Consider the following 18269-nt stretch of genomic DNA (forward strand, 5'->3'; position numbering starts at 1 on the left):
TTCGCGAAATTTAAAATTGTATGGAGAATCGTACTACTAATGTAAACCTCTCGTCACACATTTTTAAATCGTCCTTTTGCGGTCGTTTTAAAAATTCACTCGAGGAGACAACGGATGTAAGCTAATTATATTTATTAAAAATATAATGAAAAACCCATTGAAAAACATAGGCCCTGGAACGTTGGTGGCAGCTGCCTTTATTGGCCCTGGTACGGTCACCGTATGTACACTGGCAGGAGTTAGCTTTGGTTTTGAGCTGCTATGGGCCATGGGACTGTCCATCGTAGCAACCATTGTATTGCAGGAAATGGCGGCCCGCTTGGGATTGGTCTATGGTAAAGGACTGGCGGCCACTGTAAAGGAACAGATACAAACCCCGTGGCTTCGTGTGGCGGCAATCTTATTGATTGTCTCGGCAATACTCGTGGGCAATGCTGCTTACGAGGCTGGAAATATAAGTGGTGGTGTACTTGGGTTACAGACTATTTTTAAAGAAGCTTTTGTAACGTTAGTTGGTTTCCAGTTTAACTACTTGAGCCTGCTCATAGGTGTTATTGCGTTCACCTTGCTCTTTATTGGTAATTATAAAGTGATTGAACGTAGCCTGGTCGCCTTGGTACTCTTAATGAGCATTTCATTTGTAGTAGCGGCCATATTAACAAATCCGGAATGGGTCAATGTGCTAAAAGGTGTCTTTTTACCAAAATTCCCTTCGGATAGTTTATTAACGATCATTGCACTCGTAGGAACTACCGTGGTGCCCTATAATCTCTTTCTGCATGCCTCCTTGGTACAGGAAAAATGGTCTGGGGCACAGCAATTGCCAGCTGCCAGAAAGGACTTGTATATTTCTATTGTTTTGGGTGGTTTGGTCTCTATGGCCATTATAATTTGTGCAGCGGGTATTGAGCAACAGAACATTGCCAATGCTGCAGATCTCGCTAAGGGTTTGGAACCCTTGTACGGCGAAGTCTCAAAATACGTATTGAGCTTGGGATTGTTTGCTGCGGGCATTACTTCGGCCATTACAGCACCACTGGCGGCAGCTTATGTAGCTAGGGATTGTTTTGGCTGGAAAAAAGATTTGAAATCGGCTCGTTTTCGGGTGGTCTGGATAGGTATTTTGGGATTGGGCGTGGTGTTTTCTTCCATAGGTTTCAGTTCCATAGAGATCATTCAATTTGCACAAGTGGCCAATGGCTTGTTATTGCCTATCATCGCTGGGTTTTTGTTGTGGGTGGTGAACAAAAAATCGGTTTTGGGGGATGTTAGGAATACTACCTTTCAAACCATCGTGGGGCTGTTAATCGTGCTCGCAACACTTATTTTAGGGTTGCGTAGTCTTTATAAAGTTTTCTTTTGAAAAAAATAATCGACATAAACGCAGATGTAGGTGAGGGCACAGGGAACGATGTCCAGCTCATTCCCTTGCTGTCATCCTGCAATATTGCCTGTGGGGGCCACGCCGGGGACGAAGTTTCTATGCGCAATACCATCCAGTTGGCTAGGGCACACAAGGTAAAGATTGGGGCGCATCCGTCGTTTCCGGATAGAGATAATTTTGGTCGAAAATTGCTCACCATGACCAAAAGCGAACTTTCCGAAAGCATCTTTAACCAATTGCTATCCTTTTACGCCGTAGTTGAGACCGAAGAGGCCACCCTTAATCACATAAAACTGCACGGCGCTCTCTATAACTACGCTGCCAAGGATGCACCTACCGCAGATGCCGTTGTGGAGGCCATCGTGGCGACCAAGGTGCGACCTGTTTTGTACGTGCAGCACGATTCGGTATTGCACCGTAAAGCTGAGAATCTATTGCCCCTGGCCTTTGAGGCGTTTATCGACAGAAGCTATAATACCGATGGTTCCTTGGTTTCCCGCTCTCTTGAAAATGCTGTGATACACCACAAGCAACTAGCGTGGGAACAGTTAAAGAAAATGGTACTGTCCCAAAAAGTGGAAACGATCACGGGTGTTGAAATCCCTATCATTGCCAACACCTTTTGTATCCATGGAGATCATCCCAATTCCATTGAAATATTGCGGTATATCCGCTCCCGAATGAAAATCGAAAATTTTGAATTGAGTTCATGAAACTTCCCTCCATTTTCCAACTTTCTGAAAAAACGGTACTCTTGCGGTGGGAGCCTTCTGGCGTTTCTGAAATTGAAGAGCGCATACAAATAATTGCTACAGCACTCATTGAACGTTTTGCCACTGAAACCATTGAGGTAACACCCACCTATAATGAACTGGCCATCTATTTAAGAACGGAAACAAATACTGCCAATTTCATCAAAAATCTCGAAGACTTTTTACACCGATTTAAGATAGCTGAAACCAGCTTTTCAGCAAGGATTGTCACAGTTCCCGTATGTTATGGAGAACAATTTGCCCCAGACATTGCAACGGTGGCAAAATACCACAATATTCCAAAAGAGAAAGTGATCCAGTGGCACACGGCACCTTTGTATGGTGTTTCCTTTATTGGATTTCTCCCTGGGTTTCCATATCTAAGGGGGCTGCCCGAAAAATTGCACACCCCACGTTTGGCCACCCCACGAGAAAAAGTAGCGCGGGGCAGTGTGGGAATAGGAGGAAGCCAAACGGGCGTGTATCCCACAGGTTCTCCAGGGGGTTGGAACATTATTGGCCGTTCGCCCTTGGAGTTTTTTTCGGTTGAAAAGCAGCCACCATCATTGTTGCGGGCTGGGGACAAACTAAAGTTCCAGTCTATTTCAACAAGGGAATTCGAACTCATTTCAATTGCTGTAGCCTCGGGAACCTACCCGCTAAAAACAGAAACAATATGATCACTGTGCTAAAAGCTGGATTATACACTTCCGTTCAGGACTTGGGTAGGTTCGGATACCGAACTATGGGTGTCCCAGTCTCTGGATCGATGGATGCACATTCTGCAATGCTGGCAAATTCAATTTTGGGTAACGAGGCGAAACAAGCGGTGCTGGAATGTACGCTATTGGGACCCATCTTACAATTTCAGCAAGACACTGAAATTTGTATCACGGGTGCTCCTTTTCAACCAATGCTGAACGATATTGGGATAGCACAGGAAAAACCTATTCCAGTACAAAAAAATGATGTGTTGTCTATAGGAAGAGCTACAACGGGAATGCGCTGCTACGCAGCTGTTGCTGGGGGATTCCATACAGAAAAAGTATTGGGGAGCCGAAGTTTTTACAGTACGATTACTGAAAATTCAGTCCTTTTGAAAGGAGATGTATTGCCCATAGCCAAACCTTTAGAAATAAAGCGTGCTTCAACAGATGTTCCATATGCACCAAAGATCTTGTCCAATAGCACATTAAAAGTATTCCCCGGCCCTGAATTTCCAACTCTTAAGACCAATGTAAGGGAACTACTTTTTGACACAACTTTTAAAATATCAGCACAGAGCAATAGGATGGCATACGTGCTGGAAACCGAAGTGGATATTTCAGCAAAAGAAATACTTACGGCTCCCGTACAACCTGGGACCGTACAGCTCACACCATCGGGCAAACTGGTTGTGTTGATGCGGGATGCACAGGTAACGGGCGGTTATGGCCGTGTGTTGCAGCTAACAGAGGAAAGCATCAATATACTGGCACAAAAGCGTGGGGGTGAGGCTATATCCTTTACATCAGTTTGAGCTAGAATTTAAATTTTGGCATTATTCGATCTGTAACGTAAGGTTTTCATCGGTTATTTTTTTGGTGTTTATGATCTGCTCTATCTCGGCAAATTGCTTTTTCAAATAGGGATGTTCCAAAATAGCATCGAAGTAATTCAGGCTACTCCTGCTAAGGTGGCGCGAAAGCGTTGGTTCATAAAATTGCCACGGCTCGAAGAAGGTTTTGTCAGGTTTCTCGGTAATGTCCAGAATTTCCTTGTTCTTTTGGGCAAGGAACCATTCCAGGTCGTTAACAATGGTAGGGTCCAGGATGGTACCGTTAAAGTATCCTTCAATATCGCCCAGGGTTACCTTATGAGGCATCATTATTTTGAAATATTTAATATTTCCATCACTGTTGGCTTCCCAATTTTTCAAGTAGTGGCTCAAATAGTTCGGGATCTTGTCCAGGTTCAGCCCTGTTTTAAGGTCTGCCACAAGGTTATCGGTTTCGGTTTCATTGGCATCAATATGTGGGATGTCGTGCTTTTCCTTAAATTCAGTAACGAGATGGGCCACGTAAAGGCTCTTGCTGTTAATGATCTCGATATAGGCAATCTGTTTGTCGCCCAGCACCTTTTCGTCCCGTATGAGGTAGTTGTGCAAGTCTAAACAACCCAGCAGGCCACTATTGTCAATAGCTCCTGCATCTATAAAATGACCGTATCCCTTGATTTTTGCCGCAGGGCTAAAGACCGGAAATCTGTTGGTGGTTGAAACTGCCTGATAGAAGGGGATGGTCTTATTGCCAGAAAGATCGGCCAGGTTTGTGGCATACGGGAAAATATCCTCGAATTTCTGCTGTTTTACTGACCAGAGAATCCCACGGTTTCCTGAAGTTCCTGCTGTGTTCATTATAAGCGACGGAAAGACCCTTCTTTGTTGAATGCGTTTTTCCAATAGTCCCTAAATGAAACTTGGGAGAGTTGATCGCTTCCTTGCTTTTCAATTTTGTTTTGGTATTTGCGCATGGCGTAGTAGGGACGGTCTCTAAGTCCAATACGGTTGCTGAAGGGCCACAGTTTACGATAGGTGTCCAGACCAAAGGTGAGGGTAAGGTCCAGCGAGGTGTAGTTCTCATCGGCCAGGTCGTCGATCTTCGTTTTAATGGTTTTGAAATCGGTCCCGTGCTCCTTGAAGAGTCCCGTGTAGAGCGCTAACCCCAACGATCCTCCCGAAGCTCCGGAGAATGCAATGGTTTGGTTCAATAACTTCCCTTGGGTCTCTTCCTGCATCTTGTTGAGTACATTGAGCGTCCAAACATTTGCCTTGAGCCCACCGCCGTGCGAGGCCACAAAGAAAAGGGTATTGTCTTTCTTTTGCTGAAGGGTGTCTATAAACGTCCTCTCTGTGATTTCAGATTTTGTGTTCTCCACAAGATCCAGTTCATGAGTGGTCACTTCAATGGGAGCGCAATTTGAAATTACCAAGAGTACTACCAAAACAGCACCTGTGATGAAGAGCGTTCGGTAGCGTCTGGTCTTGAAGAGGTCCAGTTTTTTGGTGACAAAAAAGTACTTGCCCAAACTCGCTATAATGAAATAATAGAAATAGAAAAAAGCTAATAAAATAGGGATGCCATTAAGTAGATTGCCCCCGGTAATACTGGCTATTGTGGACCAAACTATAATGGCGATAGCAACCAAAAAATTGAAATTATATAGCAATAAATAATTTTCTGAAACTTGAAGCGGGCGCAACCAACCTATTATTTTCTGAAATGGTTTCAAACCGTTCTTTCCAGAGAGTGCCTTTTCGACATCGGTGATCTTGGTTCGCAATAACCTGAAAAAGACATAATTGAACATTAAGACATAATTGGCCAACAACAACAGCACAAAGCCCCCCGGACTAAAATTTCCAATGGGCGATAACAACAATCCCAGCAAGACTAAACACAGAAACGCGACAAGAATATAATATACACCAAGCCTCCGGAGTAATTTTTTGTAGGCTATCTTGCGCTGTTTCAGTTTAAAATCCTTGAGAGGATGCCCTTTTTTGGTAACCGTTTTTTGAAGCTTAGTGAATTTCCGCTTTAAGCGTATGTAGAGAATAAACGGTATAAGCAGCACTATATAGGAAACAATCTTTACGATGGTTATAGGGAAATCTTCATAAATAATGTTGGGCATAAAGCTGGCTATGATAAAATGTATCCACACGCCGTGTATTAAAATACCAATGAAATAACGTAAATAATTGGCCCAATTGTCAGGAACATAACCCGTATCTGGATTGGTGGTAAAAACATAGATGATGAACTTTTTAAAGGGCCAGATCTTGAGGGGTGTTTTTTTGTGCCACTGGGTGTAATCCCCACTATTGTTGAGATCTGCGGCGTAATATGTATAAATAGGATAGTGGGATAATACCAGCGCCAGCCCGTTGATAAAGAAGATAGAAAGAAACAGAGAAAGTTTACTGCTCTCCATTAAATCTACCATCATAGTAAAGGCTTGGCTCATTTGGGTGAGCAATAGCAAAATGATAATAATGATTACAAGACTGAGGAACGACGACCTGAAAAAATTCTTGAACGATCTGAAAAAATGGTTGGTGCCGTTTATAAAACGTTCGAAGAAGGAAGGTTTTTTGGTTGTTGCCATAAAAAGCTGATTAGTAATGTACTAAAGTACAAATAGCTAACCGTTTGGGCAATAGGGTTTTTCCTATTTTAAAAGGGGTGATGGGCTCATATTTTAAAACCTATTTTTGGGGGTCGACAGGAAAAAATTGATGTGGAACGGTAGTTAATGCACCCTGCTCTTTTCAAGAAGCCACTAAAATTCAAAAGGAAAAGACCTGAAAGACCATCAAGTCTATTTTAGCGTTACAAAGCTTTTTTTGACTTGATCGCATCTGTGATATGCTATGCTGATAAGTAGTATAATATATGTTACCAAACCAGTGAATCTTCTCGTTAATATTCATAACAAAAAATGATTGCTTACTGAAAAATAACGTTTTTAGAGCTGTCTAAAAATTGATTTTGTATTTATGTAACTTGTTTGTTTTCAGTATTTAATATTTATTTACTTAAACATTTAATTTACTTATTTTTTTTAAAAAAAATGTGTCCTTTATTTTTACCATCCAGAGGTTTTTTACTGTAACGTTCTCGCTTTTATTTGATTAATTTCAATGGTAAAGGATTTTTTCTTTTTTCGTGAACTTTAAAATAGTTCACCTTTTACATTTCAGATGTAAGCCTTTTTACAGTCCACCGATGGAACTAAACATCTAAAAAAACATAGCCTTTAATAATACGGATGCTGCTTCATTTTTAAACTTTAATAATTTTTATGGCATACTTTTTTTGATTACTTTCAAGCACTACTAATCAAAAACCAATTTCAATTATGGGGAAACCAAGTAAATGTATTTCAGTTAGCGAAGCAAAAACACTACAAAAACGCTGGTTGGACACCAGGGCCAAGGAAATAGAGGCCGCAGAGGGTGCAGAGGACGCGTCAGACTTTACGTACAGTTTGAGCGATTTAGAGGAATTTGTCCAATATGTACGGGAAGAATCTACCAAGCAAGGCATCGACAATCCTGGTGTGCGTATTTACTTTGCAGCATACGATAACGCAAAATCGAAAAAAGCGACTGTTTTTTTGGCACCGACTATGGGACCAGATGCCGACTCGGACAATAACTATAACATAGACCCTATGGATAGAAGCGGCACAGGATGGCCTCCCAATAAATACGAATAATGGAGTTTTCCGATTTCTTGCTCAACATTATTCCAATTTGGATATTAGAGCTGGTTGCCGCTTTATCAGGTATTTATTACCTAAAGAATGTTAATGCTACCAAAAGTGTGAAATACTTTGTGGTATTTCTTTGGGTTACTTTTTTTGCGGAAGTTTTCGGGAGTTATGCCGGCTTTGCTTATTTTTCGGACTATGGGTTCTTGCCATTTATAGAGGGTACCGTCTTCCGGAGGAATTACTGGTTTTACAATATATACCTTTTGTTGAGCACCTTGTTCTTGATTTGGTTTTTTGGAATCAAAATAATGAACCCAAAGCTTCGAAAAGTGCTTATTTACAGTACTGTGGTATTTATAGCGGCAACCACCGTTGACTTTTTCAGGAGCGATTTTTTCAATGTAACCCCAAGAGTGCTCATTATTTTTGGGAGTTTACTTATTTTGCTTTCTATATTACTGTACTATTATTCGCTACTGTCTTCTCAGGAAATTCTGAACATTCGGTATAATCTCCGGATTTATTTTTCAGTAGCGATTTTGGTGCATACGCTCTGTTTTTCCCCTTTGGACTTTCTGTCCAATTACTTTAATACCACCACCGGGAATGAATTATTTGTGGCCTTTAGGGCACAGGTAATCTTCATTTTAAATATCTTGCTGTACCTAACCTATACCATAGCCTTTTTAGTATGCTCCAGAAAGAGGAATTGATCTTATTGTTATATTTTATTGTAATCGTGCTGTTTATCTGCGCTTTTGCGATAGTGTTTGTATTGCTGTTCCTGAAACGGAAGAATATGCTAATCTTAAAACAACTGGAAGCAAAACAAAAATTTGAACAGGAACTCGCCAAGACACAAATTGAAATAAAGGAGCATACACTGAAGAATATAGGCTGGGAGCTACATGACAACGTTGGGCAACTGCTCTCCGTTGCCAAGATAAACCTGAATATGGTAAAAAATGGTGGGGAGACCAATCCTCAAGTGGAGGAAGCCAAGGACGTGCTCACACAGGCCATCCAGGAAATACGTTCGCTCTCCAAGACCCTTAACAACGATGTGGTCTTAAAGAACGGGCTGGCCGCTACCATACAGATAGAGCTGGAACGTTTCAACAGACTTAAATTTCTGGAGGGGGTCTTTACGTTGAAGGGTGCCGAAAGGCAGCTAGAGGGATCCGATGAAATTATTATCTTTAGGATGGTGCAAGAGTTTTTTTCCAATGTGATAAAACATTCAAAAGCCGAAAAGCTCACTGTTGTGTTGCACTATGCTGAAACCGAGCTATTCATAAAACTGGAGGACAATGGTGTGGGATTCTGTACCGAGACCACCCCAAGCAACTCTGGCATGGAAACCATGAAAAGCAGGGCGGCACTCATTGGGGCTTCATTCCAGCTTTCGTCCCAACTTGGCGAAGGAACCATTTTTAAACTAACCTATCCATACAAAAAGCAAGTGAAAAACCATGTATAAAATAGCCATAGTAGACGACCATACCCTCTTGGCCTCATCCCTGGAGAAGTTGTTAACTTCCTTTGGGAATTGTGAAGTCTTGCACATTTCAAAAAACGGAAAGGAGTTCCAGCAAAAATTGAAGACAACTCCAGCAAACCCGGATATTGTACTCTTGGACATAAATATGCCGGTAATGGATGGGTACGAAACCGCACAATGGATAAAAAAGAACCAACCCTCCATAAAAGTCTTGGCACTTTCTATGGAAGACGATGAAAGCGCCATTCTTAAAATGATACACAACGGCGCAAAAGGCTATCTGCTCAAGGACACACCGCCAGAAACCCTACAGTTTGCTATTGAGGAGATAATGAATAACGGCTATTACCATTCAGACCTTGTTGCAACTACGCTTGTACAGGCATTCCATAAAAAATTTGATGCTGAGGGACTGGGCCTGCGGGACAAAGAGATCCAATTTATAAAGCTGGCCGCCACAGAGCGTACCTACAAACAAATTGCTGAAGAAATGAACCTGAGCCCCAAGACCATAGACGGTTACAGGCAGGAAGTCTTCCAGCGTTATAACATAAAGAATAGGGTAGGGCTTGTGCTGTTTGCGATTAAAAATGGATTGGTTGAGGTTTGATGGAATGTTTAGTGCTTAATGGATAAGAATTGATTTTTACAAGCAAGCACCCCAAATAGCATCCTCTGGAGGCGGGGCAGTGATACTGAGTCCCTCTTTTTTTACAGGGTGCACAAAGCTCAATGTTCTTGCATGCAGGTGAATGCTACCGTCTTTGTTACTACGATCAAAACCATATTTTAAATCACCTTTTATAGGACAACCTATGGCTGCCAGTTGTGACCGTATCTGGTGGTGACGGCCTGTTTCCAGTTCTATTTCAAGAAGAAAGTAGTTGTTCAGCTCCTTAACAACCGTGTAGTTGAGTATTGCTTTTTTGCTCCCAGGTACTTCTTTGCTATGAGCGTACGATTTGTTTTGTTTTGGGTTCCGTTTTAAAAAATGGACCAGCGTGTCACTGGTTTTTGGGGGTGGGTTCTTCACCACGGCCCAATAGGTTTTTTTTGTTTCCCGTCCGGCAAAAAGTTTGTTCATCCGCGAGAGTGCTTTAGAGGTTCGTGCAAAAGCCACCACACCACTCGTAGGTCTGTCCAACCTGTGTACAACACCCAGATACACCGCTCCCGGCTTGTTGTACTTTTCGGCAATGTAACTTTTGGAAACTTCAGATAGGGGTTTGTCGCCCGTTTTGTCACCCTGTACAATATCGCCCGGTCTTTTGTTTACAACCAGCAAATGGTTGTCTTCGTAGAGTACCTGTAAATTGTTTTTGCTGCTGTGTATAGTATCAAAACTGTTGGACATTTTAATAGTTTGGAATGGTGTAACTAGTTGTCGCCACCAATGGTAATGATGGTGGTGGTGCGCCTTGCAGTAGGAACGTTGTATGGCGAATAATTTCGATTTCGGTAAAATGGCCTGTATGGGTCATAGATAGGAGCGTAGTATACTTGGTCCCTATATACCTCATTCCTAACGCGGGTCTTGCCATCGGTTTGGTAGCCATATAGCGGTTTTCTGCCAAAACCTGCCTGTAAGCGCTCCATGGACACCTTAGAGCTCGTTCTTGTTCTTTCAGAAGTCGAAGAGGCCATATCCACGGGTTGCCAGAAATTCTGTGCTGTAACGTGCTGGTTGGTAAAATCTGAAAACAACGATTTTTTATAGATACTGGTCTGTACCTTTTTCATAAATGCCGAAAGTGCAGGGGTGGGCATTTCTGATTCAATAGTTGCGGTCATGGTAAAATACCTACTCTCAAAATCATTTTGCCCCCAACTTTGTAGGGAACACAGCAATAGGATGGCAAGTATTTTTTTCATAACTCGAATTGTACAAAAACCGAACCAATTATAGGCTCAATTTCTTGGCTGTTGTTTTAGGCACCGCATCTTTGTGTACGGTAATGCTTATGGCCTTAAGGCGCATATAGGCTTCGCTGAAATATACATAACCACCGTTGGCGTTCCTAGCTTCGTCTGTACCCCAACTGTTCTTTACTTTGTAATACTTGGTTCCATTTTGGTCGGTAAGGGTGCCGGTAATGTGCATTAAATGATCATCGGTCGTGGTAAAGTTTTCAAACTCGTCCTGGCGAAAGGTTTGGGTTATGTCCATTTCAGGATACACGCCTTGTAGTGCTTTTATAGTATTGTCGGGATTTTTCGGGATAACAGCAACCCCGTCCTTACTGCTAAAGGTACGCTCGCTCACGTCGCAGTCGAGCTCTACGGTAAAGCCATTTTGAAGCGCATTGTCAATGCTGTTCATCATTTCGTCCAAGGGAACATTGTAAAAACTTCCATAGCTCCAGTTGTCCGGAATGTTCAAAATAAATTCTGAATAAAATGGGGCGTGGGTAAAGGAGGTAATGGTCACATAATCCTCCGGCACAATTTTCATGGCATCCCTGAAACTCTCTGGGGTGTACGTTTTTCCCTCATAACTGAAATTTGAAACCTGCTCCCCTAGGTAAATATCCAGCACAGCCTCGGTAGCGGGTTTCCAGTTTTTGCTCAGTTTACGGGCTGGGTTGTCTATATAGGTTTCGGCCATTGCTTTTAGTACGGCAACCAGCTCTGCATGGTTGTGCGATTTTTCGGCATCGGTGAGTCCCAGGTAGGCTTCTTGTGGGACCAAGCCGTAGTGTTGTACCGAGTTCATTACATCGTGTGCCAAACCTCCCTCGCTAAACTGTGCTTTTCCCTGTCTCATTACAAAGTTTTCCAACTTTTTTGGGTAGGTATTTCTAACTGTGTACATTTCGGAAAGATCTACCTGTTTTCCGGTAAGCCGAATGATCTCAGACTCCAAAAAAGAAGTACTGCTGAAACTCCAGCATGTTCCCGTTCGTCCCTGCGAGATCACGGGTGTGGCCTCCAGGTCTATTTGCGTGGTGAACTGGTAAGGTTCTTGGGCTGAAACTGTTACTGCAATACACAGCATTAAAAAAACAAGCGACTTTTTCATAAACATTCTTTTAATTTAAATGGATCCAAGCTTTTTTTCGATTTCGCTTTCGGCTTCGATTTCATTTTCTTCTATCTTTACCGTAAAAATAACAATTATGCTACAACCCAACTGGAAAACCGCTAAAGAATATACCGATATCACCTACAAAAAGTCACACAACGTGGCGCGGATTGCTTTTAACCGTCCCAATGTGCGCAATGCGTTTAGGCCGCAGACTACATCAGAATTATTGGATGCCCTGCACGATGCCCAAGAGGATACAAGCATTGGGGTAGTATTGTTATCTGCCGAAGGTCCCAGCACCAAAGACGGTGTATGGAGCTTTTGTAGTGGGGGAGATCAAAAGGCCCGTGGCCACCAGGGCTACGTGGGGGACGATGGGTACCATAGATTGAATATTTTGGACGCACAGCGACTAATCCGTTTTATGCCCAAGGCTGTTATATGCGTAGTACCAGGCTGGGCCGTAGGAGGGGGGCATAGTTTGCACGTGGTTTGCGATATGACCCTAGCGAGCAAGGAACACGCCATTTTTAAACAGACCGATGCCGATGTGACCAGCTTTGACGGTGGCTACGGAAGCGCCTACCTCGCCAAAATGGTGGGACAGAAAAAAGCCCGGGAAATCTTTTTTCTGGGAAGAAACTACTCCGCCCAAGAAGCCTTTGAGATGGGGATGGTGAATGCCGTGGTACCGCACGAAGAACTGGAACAGACCGCGTTTGACTGGGCACAGGAAATCCTGGCAAAATCTCCAACGAGTATAAAAATGCTGAAATTTGCTATGAACTTAACCGATGATGGTATGGTAGGCCAGCAGGTTTTCGCCGGAGAGGCCACACGCCTTGCCTATATGACCGATGAGGCCAAGGAAGGCCGTGATGCCTTTTTGGAAAAACGCAGGCCGGACTTTGATAAGAAGTGGTTGCCGTAAATTATTTTTGAGGCGTTTGTGTGCTGAAATTCAATTAATTATATTTAATTTTTTAATCTATAGTATATTTCGAGTTGTTGTTTTAACATTTTTTTTGCATTTTGAGCGTATTAACCTCAAAATTTATGTTTAAATCCAGTAAAGAATTTGTTGAAGACATTCAGAGAACTTTTGGCAGTTCTAAAATAGAAACTCTTGATTTTACTAAAGTTAAAAATTTTCCCTTAAATGTAACACAGTGCTTATATGTAATCGATTGGCAATCGGGTTGTGTGGTGTATCAACGAAACGTGGATAAAATTCTTGGCTATACTGAAGAAGAATTCACTATGGAGAAGATATTGGAAATAGCGCACCCCAATGATATTCAAATTGTACGTAGGGCTACACAAGCAATTGTGAACCATCTGGTTGATAATAAAAAAATGTCAATGCAGGATACCTCCCTTAACATTACCTATAGATTCCGAAAGAAAGATGGTACTTACATAAAACTGTTGCGACAATCTTCTTTTTATTCCAGAACTCCCGAAGGAAAATTCAGATCTAACATTTCATTACTAACGGACATATCTTTTTTTGATGATACTGAAATTGTTCAATGGGATTTTATCACTCCTAAAGTTGATCAAGACAAACTTAAAGAACGTGTATATGCAGAATTCTCATCGTTATTTACGGTGAGGGAGCTTGAGATAATTAAATTACTGGCAACAAACATAACTTCAAATGAAATAGCCAAAAGATTGTTTATAAGTCCGCATACCGTAACCACACACCGAAAGAATATTTTGCAAAAAGCACAGTGCTGCAATACAGCAGACCTGCTTACATTTTGCCATAAAATAGGGGTGTTGTAAAAATTTTTCAATAAAAAATGGAGCTAAAAAATTGTATTATAAACAATCATCGCATAAGCTATCTAGAGGTTAATCCATCTAGTGAAAAAACAATTCTTTTTATCCACGGCAATTCCCTCTCTAAAGCCATTTTTACAAAACAATTGGAAAGCCAGCAGCTAAAAGCAGTTAGAATGCTGGCGTTGGACTTGCCCGGACATGGTGATTCGCAATGGTTGGAAGCATATTCGGTGCACCAGATCGTAGAAGATCTTGTGGCTTTTTGTGACCTATTGAAACTTAAAGACTATACTCTGGCGGGGCACTCCCTGGGCGGACACATGGCCATTCAGGCCCTCCCAAAACTGAAAAACTGTTCTAGTATTTTTTTAATTGGCACACCGCCCTTACAATTACCCTTGAATATTGAAGAAGCCTTTATGCCGCACCCTGCAATTCCGTTACTGTTCAAAAAAGAGTTGAGCGAAAGTGAAATAGAGCTTTTTGCGACATCCTTAACGGGTAAAGAGCCCAAAAATTTTGTAATACAACAGATTAATAATACCGATCCTTATTTTAGGGAAAGTTTGTTGCAATCTATCCAGGAAGGACAGATGAAAGATGAAGTAAAAATTTTGAAAAATTCAAAATTGTCCGTGTCTTTGTTTTTTGGAAATAAAGACGAATTGGTAAATTTTGAATATGTTGAACGACTTAAAATCCCAAAGCTCGTGACCGATAACCCTTTATATTTAAGGCGAGCAAAACATATACCTCAGGTTGAAAATTATATTGATATCAATGAATATTTATCTAGTTTTATCAATCGGATTTTAAAGCTACATTGAGTTAAGATCAAAACCAAATGCCATAACTAACCCAATTTTCCTTGTTGCAAAATTTTCAAATTCTTGTGAGAATTCTATAGTTGCATCTTGTTGTGTTCCATTTTCAAGTTCATACGTATATTGAATAGTCTCTGTCTTGAAAAAATGATTTATAAAAGGTATAGTAATACCCGCTCGTAAAGTAAACCAATCAATAGTTAATGATACTGTTGCATCAGGAATAAATACTAATCCGTTAAAATTATCAGCTAATGCAACATTTTGCGCCATTAGTCTTGAAAATGAATCAGGATTAACTTCCTCTTCATTGAAAAATGTTGTGCTATTTTTGCCTAAGGCTAGAAGGGTATTTAGTCTTATTCTTAAATCTGCTCCGAAATTATATTTCAATCTTGTTTGGTATGATGTTAAAATTTCATCCTCACGTTTCCCCGACCCTAGCTCAGCAAACATAAATGTTATACCAATGGGGATTGATGCAAAGTGTTTTTGGTTTTCAACGATATAGTCCGGGATACCTGGCCCTATGTCCTCCCAAGAATACGGGTTGTATCCATATCCAATTCCAGCAAAAAAGTAGAAATTAAGATCCAATGGAAAGTATCTATTATAATTGGCATAAATTCCCGAAACAGCACTTGATGCTTGACCTATATTTTCTCCTTGAATCTGATCTGAAATATAATAGTGATATTCTAAGCTGGCAATACCAATTTCAAATTCGCCAAACTCTCCGAATTGCGCAAAAGCATTATTAGTCGAAGTTATACCAATTAAAATGCTCGAAAAAATAACTTTTAAGTATCCCATATTTATTTTTTAATGTGTTTTAACTTTGATTACCTTCTCTTTTCCAGAGAGTGTCTTAATAGTTGCTTTGCCAAATTTTACTTTTCCAGCTTTTACATATTTAGGTTTTATCACCCAATTAAATGATTGGTCCACATATCCTTTTAATCTGCCATTCTTTTTTATTGCTACTGCAAATCCTTCAGAAAATTCCCCAAGGATCAAAATATCATCTCCAGCATTTCCACTGATCTTTCCATCCAAAGAGATGGTCTTATATTGGTAATCTAACCCCTCTTTTACTTCCGCAACAACAGCCTCGTTGTTTATAAATGGTTTAGCGGTTAAGTATTTTGCAGGTATTCTCCATGAATTATTCTTTATATCCCAATATCCGTATTTAAATGTCTTAATATCTAAAGCCAGAGCGGCATCTGTTATAGATTTGTCTACTAGTATGACTCTAGGGCCTTTATAATAATTATATAGGTAATTTTGAATTTTTTTTGAGTTTTTGATTTTATTAATAAAAGCTTTTTTGTTTGCCTCCATTCCAGCATTTAATAATGCTATGAATAATGCGTCGTTACTTTGGACCTTTCCAAGCTGAGTTAAGTAATCTTGGTTAAAGCCTTTAAGGGAATCTTTCAAATAATTAATAACATCTTTTTTACTTTGTTCTGAAAGTATTTCAAAATTTTTGGGATTATTGTAGATAAACTTATTGGCCTCATTCTTATTTGTGATTTTCCCCAATTCCTTTAAAAAGCTATAATTTTCATAGTCCCTTAGCTTTTGTCTTACTGGTTTTGTGCTAATTTTTTTATTCTCATAATACAGTATTTTAAACTCTTCATATTCCTTTATACCATTCTCATACATACGTAAACCATTTTTGAACTCATCATAACCCATTAGTGATGTGTTGTATTTCTCAAATATTTCGGCCATTTTATTTACATGATAATTAAGCCTTTTTATAGCTTGATTATGTCTTCTTTTTTCACTTGCTACGTTGCTTTTTCTTATCCTTTCATTTTCTATTCTAGATTTTTCTATTTGACTGCCTATAGTACTTAGTGCATTTGCTGCATAATTTAATACTGCTGCAGTTTTATTATTTGTTTTAGTCCCAGAATTGGAATTTAAATTAGTGTATGAAGGCACATTGGCATTTTCATCTGAGCCAGTAAGTACGAATGTTGCTGGCTTTACTAATCGTTTTTCAAGTTCGTTGGCTCTTTTAAGCATATCTTTTTTATATTCTAATTCAAATCTATATCTTGGTACAATAGCATTAGCTTCATCCCTCATATCTTGAGCTTGCCTCATCCCTTTAGCATAAGAATCATAAAACTGTTGTTTTCCTGAATTTTCGTAACGCTTGTTATCTTCATCCGAGTTCGATTCTATCTTAAATGTTTCCTTTGTCGTGCCATTATTAGGTGATATTTCAGTTGAAGTTTTTTGTTCTTTTTCAGAATTTAATTTTCCTTTTAATTTGGTTATCAAACTTTCAATCTCACTAATTTCGCTAACTGACTGCGCAAAGGTTCTTGCTTCCATTGCAAAGCTTAAACGTTCCTGATAGGAAGGGTTGCCACTATAGTTTGCTTTTTTCAAATGATAGAGATATTTGCTCCTGTTCAATTTTTTCTTTTCAAACTTTTCAATAGCTCTTGTAATAAGTCCAAAGTCTGCTCCTTTCACTTCTGAAATTTTTATAGATTCTACTCTTCCAGTATTTTCCCAATAATTTCCCTGTCTATATTTGGTCAATGCTTCATTATGTCTTTTAATGGTAAGGTCGTTCCATGATATGGATCTGTTGAGACCACTATTTAGGTTAACGCTTCCTCCTTGAGAGAAGTTGGCTCTACTTCTGAAGTCATTGTCGGGTATTTTCATGCTCACTTCACCACTCACATAGTAATAACAGTTTGTACATCGCATTGGAAATGTGATTCCAAATTCCTGTAAATCACTTCCGCTGTAACCGTTTACACCCTCAATAATAGTGGCCAATTGTTCAATCGCTAATGTGCCAAAACCCGTAGGCTTGGTTTTGGTGGTAGTATAGCCATATATATCTGAAGATGTCCTAAATGGTTCATGAAATATCTGGGGGCTTTGTGAAAACATTGTAAAACAAGTGTACAGAGCAATAAAAGTTATAAAACATCTCATTTTCTAAAATTTTTTAAGGGTTCACTTTAATGATTTTTTAATGTTTGATAAAAGAACTCCTACCATGATTGTATCTAATCGATTTTTAACATTTACAATTTCTTTTTGCTAAAAAATTTTGCACACGAAATATACTGTCTGGTACTTTGTGGGGATTAATTTTGCCGCTATATGCCAAATATCTCAATGAGTGGTGTTGGTTTACTAAAACTCCGGTCAACTTATATTTTGCCACACCAACACCTCCTTTTATGGTTAACGTTTTTTTATATTGCCATTTACCATTTGGATCTTTTTTTTCGATATAAATCTTGATGTCACCGCCTTTACAGGATGAATTGAACGGCACTTCTATATTTGTAGTTTTGCTATCACAAAAGGTAGTACAACCAATAACTGGATTCCCAAATTCTATACAAGGTTTATTTTGAGACAAAATGGTGCAATTTATTGAGGTATAGATAATCATTAAGCCTACTGCTATTAGCGATTTAATCATAAAATAAAGTTTTTTCAAACCTATATTAAATTGGAAATCAAATCAATACCTAGTACTAGGTATTTTTCAAAATGAGAAATTTTATTTAGAAATTATTTCATACCAACTTTAAAATTAAATGAGGAAATATCTAGGCCAGCAGGTTTTCGCCGGAGAGGCCACACGCCTTGCCTATATGACCGATGAGGCCAAGGAAGGCCGTGATGCCTTTTTGGAAAAACGCAGGCCGGACTTTGATAAGAAGTGGTTGCCTAG

19 protein-coding genes and 1 pseudogene are annotated in these 18269 nt (G+C 40.0%); 12 read left to right on the forward strand and 8 right to left on the reverse strand.

Annotated features, from left to right (window positions below; genetic code table 11):
* Window positions 1-142 precede the first annotated feature (142 nt).
* From C8D94_RS08280 to C8D94_RS08295, 4 genes are read left to right on the forward strand one after another with little or no spacing between them, the layout of a single operon-like run.
* Window positions 143-1363, forward strand: a complete 1221-nt coding sequence (locus tag C8D94_RS08280) for an Nramp family divalent metal transporter (protein ID WP_115123451.1) — start codon at window positions 143-145, stop codon at window positions 1361-1363.
* Entirely contained in the window at window positions 1360-2097 is a 738-nt protein-coding gene (pxpA, locus tag C8D94_RS08285) for a 5-oxoprolinase subunit PxpA (RefSeq protein WP_211308906.1), read from the forward strand. Before C8D94_RS08280 ends, pxpA begins: the two co-directional genes overlap by 4 nt.
* Window positions 2094-2816: a 5-oxoprolinase subunit PxpB gene (gene pxpB / locus C8D94_RS08290; protein ID WP_115123452.1), complete on the forward strand. Its 723-nt coding sequence runs from the start codon at window positions 2094-2096 to the stop codon at window positions 2814-2816. The genes pxpA and pxpB overlap by 4 nt, the downstream gene beginning before the upstream one ends.
* Complete coding sequence (locus tag C8D94_RS08295) at window positions 2813-3655, forward strand: 5-oxoprolinase subunit C family protein (protein ID WP_115123453.1); 843 nt, start codon at window positions 2813-2815, stop codon at window positions 3653-3655. The genes pxpB and C8D94_RS08295 overlap by 4 nt, the downstream gene beginning before the upstream one ends.
* Window positions 3656-3676: 21 nt before the next feature.
* Here C8D94_RS08295 and C8D94_RS08300 read toward each other — a convergent pair whose 3' ends face one another.
* Together C8D94_RS08300 and C8D94_RS08305 are read right to left on the reverse strand one after the other, a co-directional pair.
* Window positions 3677-4531, reverse strand: coding sequence for a hypothetical protein (locus tag C8D94_RS08300; RefSeq protein WP_115123454.1), 855 nt, complete (start codon window positions 4529-4531; stop codon window positions 3677-3679).
* On the reverse strand, window positions 4531-6285 hold the full coding sequence (locus tag C8D94_RS08305; protein ID WP_147278519.1) for a hypothetical protein: 1755 nt from the start codon (window positions 6283-6285) through the stop codon (window positions 4531-4533). The genes C8D94_RS08300 and C8D94_RS08305 overlap by 1 nt, the downstream gene beginning before the upstream one ends.
* Before the next feature lie 753 nt (window positions 6286-7038).
* Between C8D94_RS08305 and C8D94_RS08310 the strand changes: the two genes are divergently transcribed.
* From C8D94_RS08310 to C8D94_RS08325, 4 genes are all read left to right on the forward strand, one after another.
* Window positions 7039-7398: a hypothetical protein gene (locus C8D94_RS08310; RefSeq protein WP_115123456.1), complete on the forward strand. Its 360-nt coding sequence runs from the start codon at window positions 7039-7041 to the stop codon at window positions 7396-7398.
* Between the two features lie 305 nt (window positions 7399-7703).
* Window positions 7704-8108 (forward strand): hypothetical protein, encoded by a 405-nt coding sequence (locus tag C8D94_RS15300; protein ID WP_170134740.1) that lies wholly within the window; start codon window positions 7704-7706, stop codon window positions 8106-8108.
* The gene (locus C8D94_RS08320) at window positions 8087-8875 is read left to right on the forward strand and encodes a sensor histidine kinase (protein ID WP_115123458.1); all 789 of its coding nucleotides are present in this window, start codon (window positions 8087-8089) and stop codon (window positions 8873-8875) included. The genes C8D94_RS15300 and C8D94_RS08320 overlap by 22 nt, the downstream gene beginning before the upstream one ends.
* Window positions 8868-9506: a response regulator transcription factor gene (locus C8D94_RS08325; RefSeq protein WP_115123459.1), complete on the forward strand. Its 639-nt coding sequence runs from the start codon at window positions 8868-8870 to the stop codon at window positions 9504-9506. Before C8D94_RS08320 ends, C8D94_RS08325 begins: the two co-directional genes overlap by 8 nt.
* A gap of 36 nt (window positions 9507-9542) precedes the next feature.
* Here the strand turns inward: C8D94_RS08325 and C8D94_RS08330 are convergent, their stop codons facing one another.
* The 3 genes from C8D94_RS08330 to C8D94_RS08340 are packed head-to-tail and all read right to left on the reverse strand — an operon-like array spanning window position 9543 to window position 11915.
* Window positions 9543-10250: an RluA family pseudouridine synthase gene (locus C8D94_RS08330; protein ID WP_115123460.1), complete on the reverse strand. Its 708-nt coding sequence runs from the start codon at window positions 10248-10250 to the stop codon at window positions 9543-9545.
* A gap of 23 nt (window positions 10251-10273) precedes the next feature.
* Window positions 10274-10768 (reverse strand): hypothetical protein, encoded by a 495-nt coding sequence (locus C8D94_RS08335; protein ID WP_115123461.1) that lies wholly within the window; start codon window positions 10766-10768, stop codon window positions 10274-10276.
* Between the two features lie 28 nt (window positions 10769-10796).
* Window positions 10797-11915, reverse strand: a complete 1119-nt coding sequence (locus C8D94_RS08340) for a C1 family peptidase (RefSeq protein ID WP_115123462.1) — start codon at window positions 11913-11915, stop codon at window positions 10797-10799.
* A 97-nt stretch (window positions 11916-12012) separates the two neighbouring features.
* Here C8D94_RS08340 and C8D94_RS08345 point away from each other — a divergent pair, with 97 nt between their 5' ends.
* From C8D94_RS08345 to C8D94_RS08355, 3 genes are all read left to right on the forward strand, one after another.
* Window positions 12013-12852, forward strand: coding sequence for a 1,4-dihydroxy-2-naphthoyl-CoA synthase (locus C8D94_RS08345; RefSeq protein ID WP_115123616.1), 840 nt, complete (start codon window positions 12013-12015; stop codon window positions 12850-12852).
* A 290-nt stretch (window positions 12853-13142) separates the two neighbouring features.
* Window positions 13143-13712, forward strand: coding sequence for a LuxR C-terminal-related transcriptional regulator (locus C8D94_RS08350; protein WP_170134741.1), 570 nt, complete (start codon window positions 13143-13145; stop codon window positions 13710-13712).
* Between the two features lie 17 nt (window positions 13713-13729).
* A complete protein-coding gene (locus tag C8D94_RS08355; RefSeq protein WP_115123464.1) occupies window positions 13730-14539 on the forward strand; it encodes an alpha/beta fold hydrolase in 810 nt (269 codons plus the stop codon).
* Here C8D94_RS08355 and C8D94_RS08360 read toward each other — a convergent pair.
* The 3 genes from C8D94_RS08360 to C8D94_RS08370 form a co-directional block, all read right to left on the reverse strand.
* Entirely contained in the window at window positions 14531-15349 is an 819-nt protein-coding gene (locus C8D94_RS08360) for a hypothetical protein (RefSeq protein WP_115123465.1), read from the reverse strand. The two genes, C8D94_RS08355 and C8D94_RS08360, sit on opposite strands and share 9 nt — an antisense overlap.
* A 9-nt stretch (window positions 15350-15358) precedes the next feature.
* A complete protein-coding gene (locus C8D94_RS08365; RefSeq protein WP_170134742.1) occupies window positions 15359-17470 on the reverse strand; it encodes a WG repeat-containing protein in 2112 nt (703 codons plus the stop codon).
* Between the two features lie 130 nt (window positions 17471-17600).
* Window positions 17601-18014 (reverse strand): hypothetical protein, encoded by a 414-nt coding sequence (locus tag C8D94_RS08370; protein ID WP_147278520.1) that lies wholly within the window; start codon window positions 18012-18014, stop codon window positions 17601-17603.
* A gap of 130 nt (window positions 18015-18144) precedes the next feature.
* Between C8D94_RS08370 and C8D94_RS08375 the strand changes: the two are divergent.
* Window positions 18145-18269 (forward strand): annotated as a pseudogene (locus C8D94_RS08375) (1,4-dihydroxy-2-naphthoyl-CoA synthase); the annotation flags it as partial.

Source organism: Marinirhabdus gelatinilytica (assembly GCF_003353425.1).
Classification (GTDB): Bacteria; Bacteroidota; Bacteroidia; order Flavobacteriales; family Flavobacteriaceae; genus Marinirhabdus; species Marinirhabdus gelatinilytica.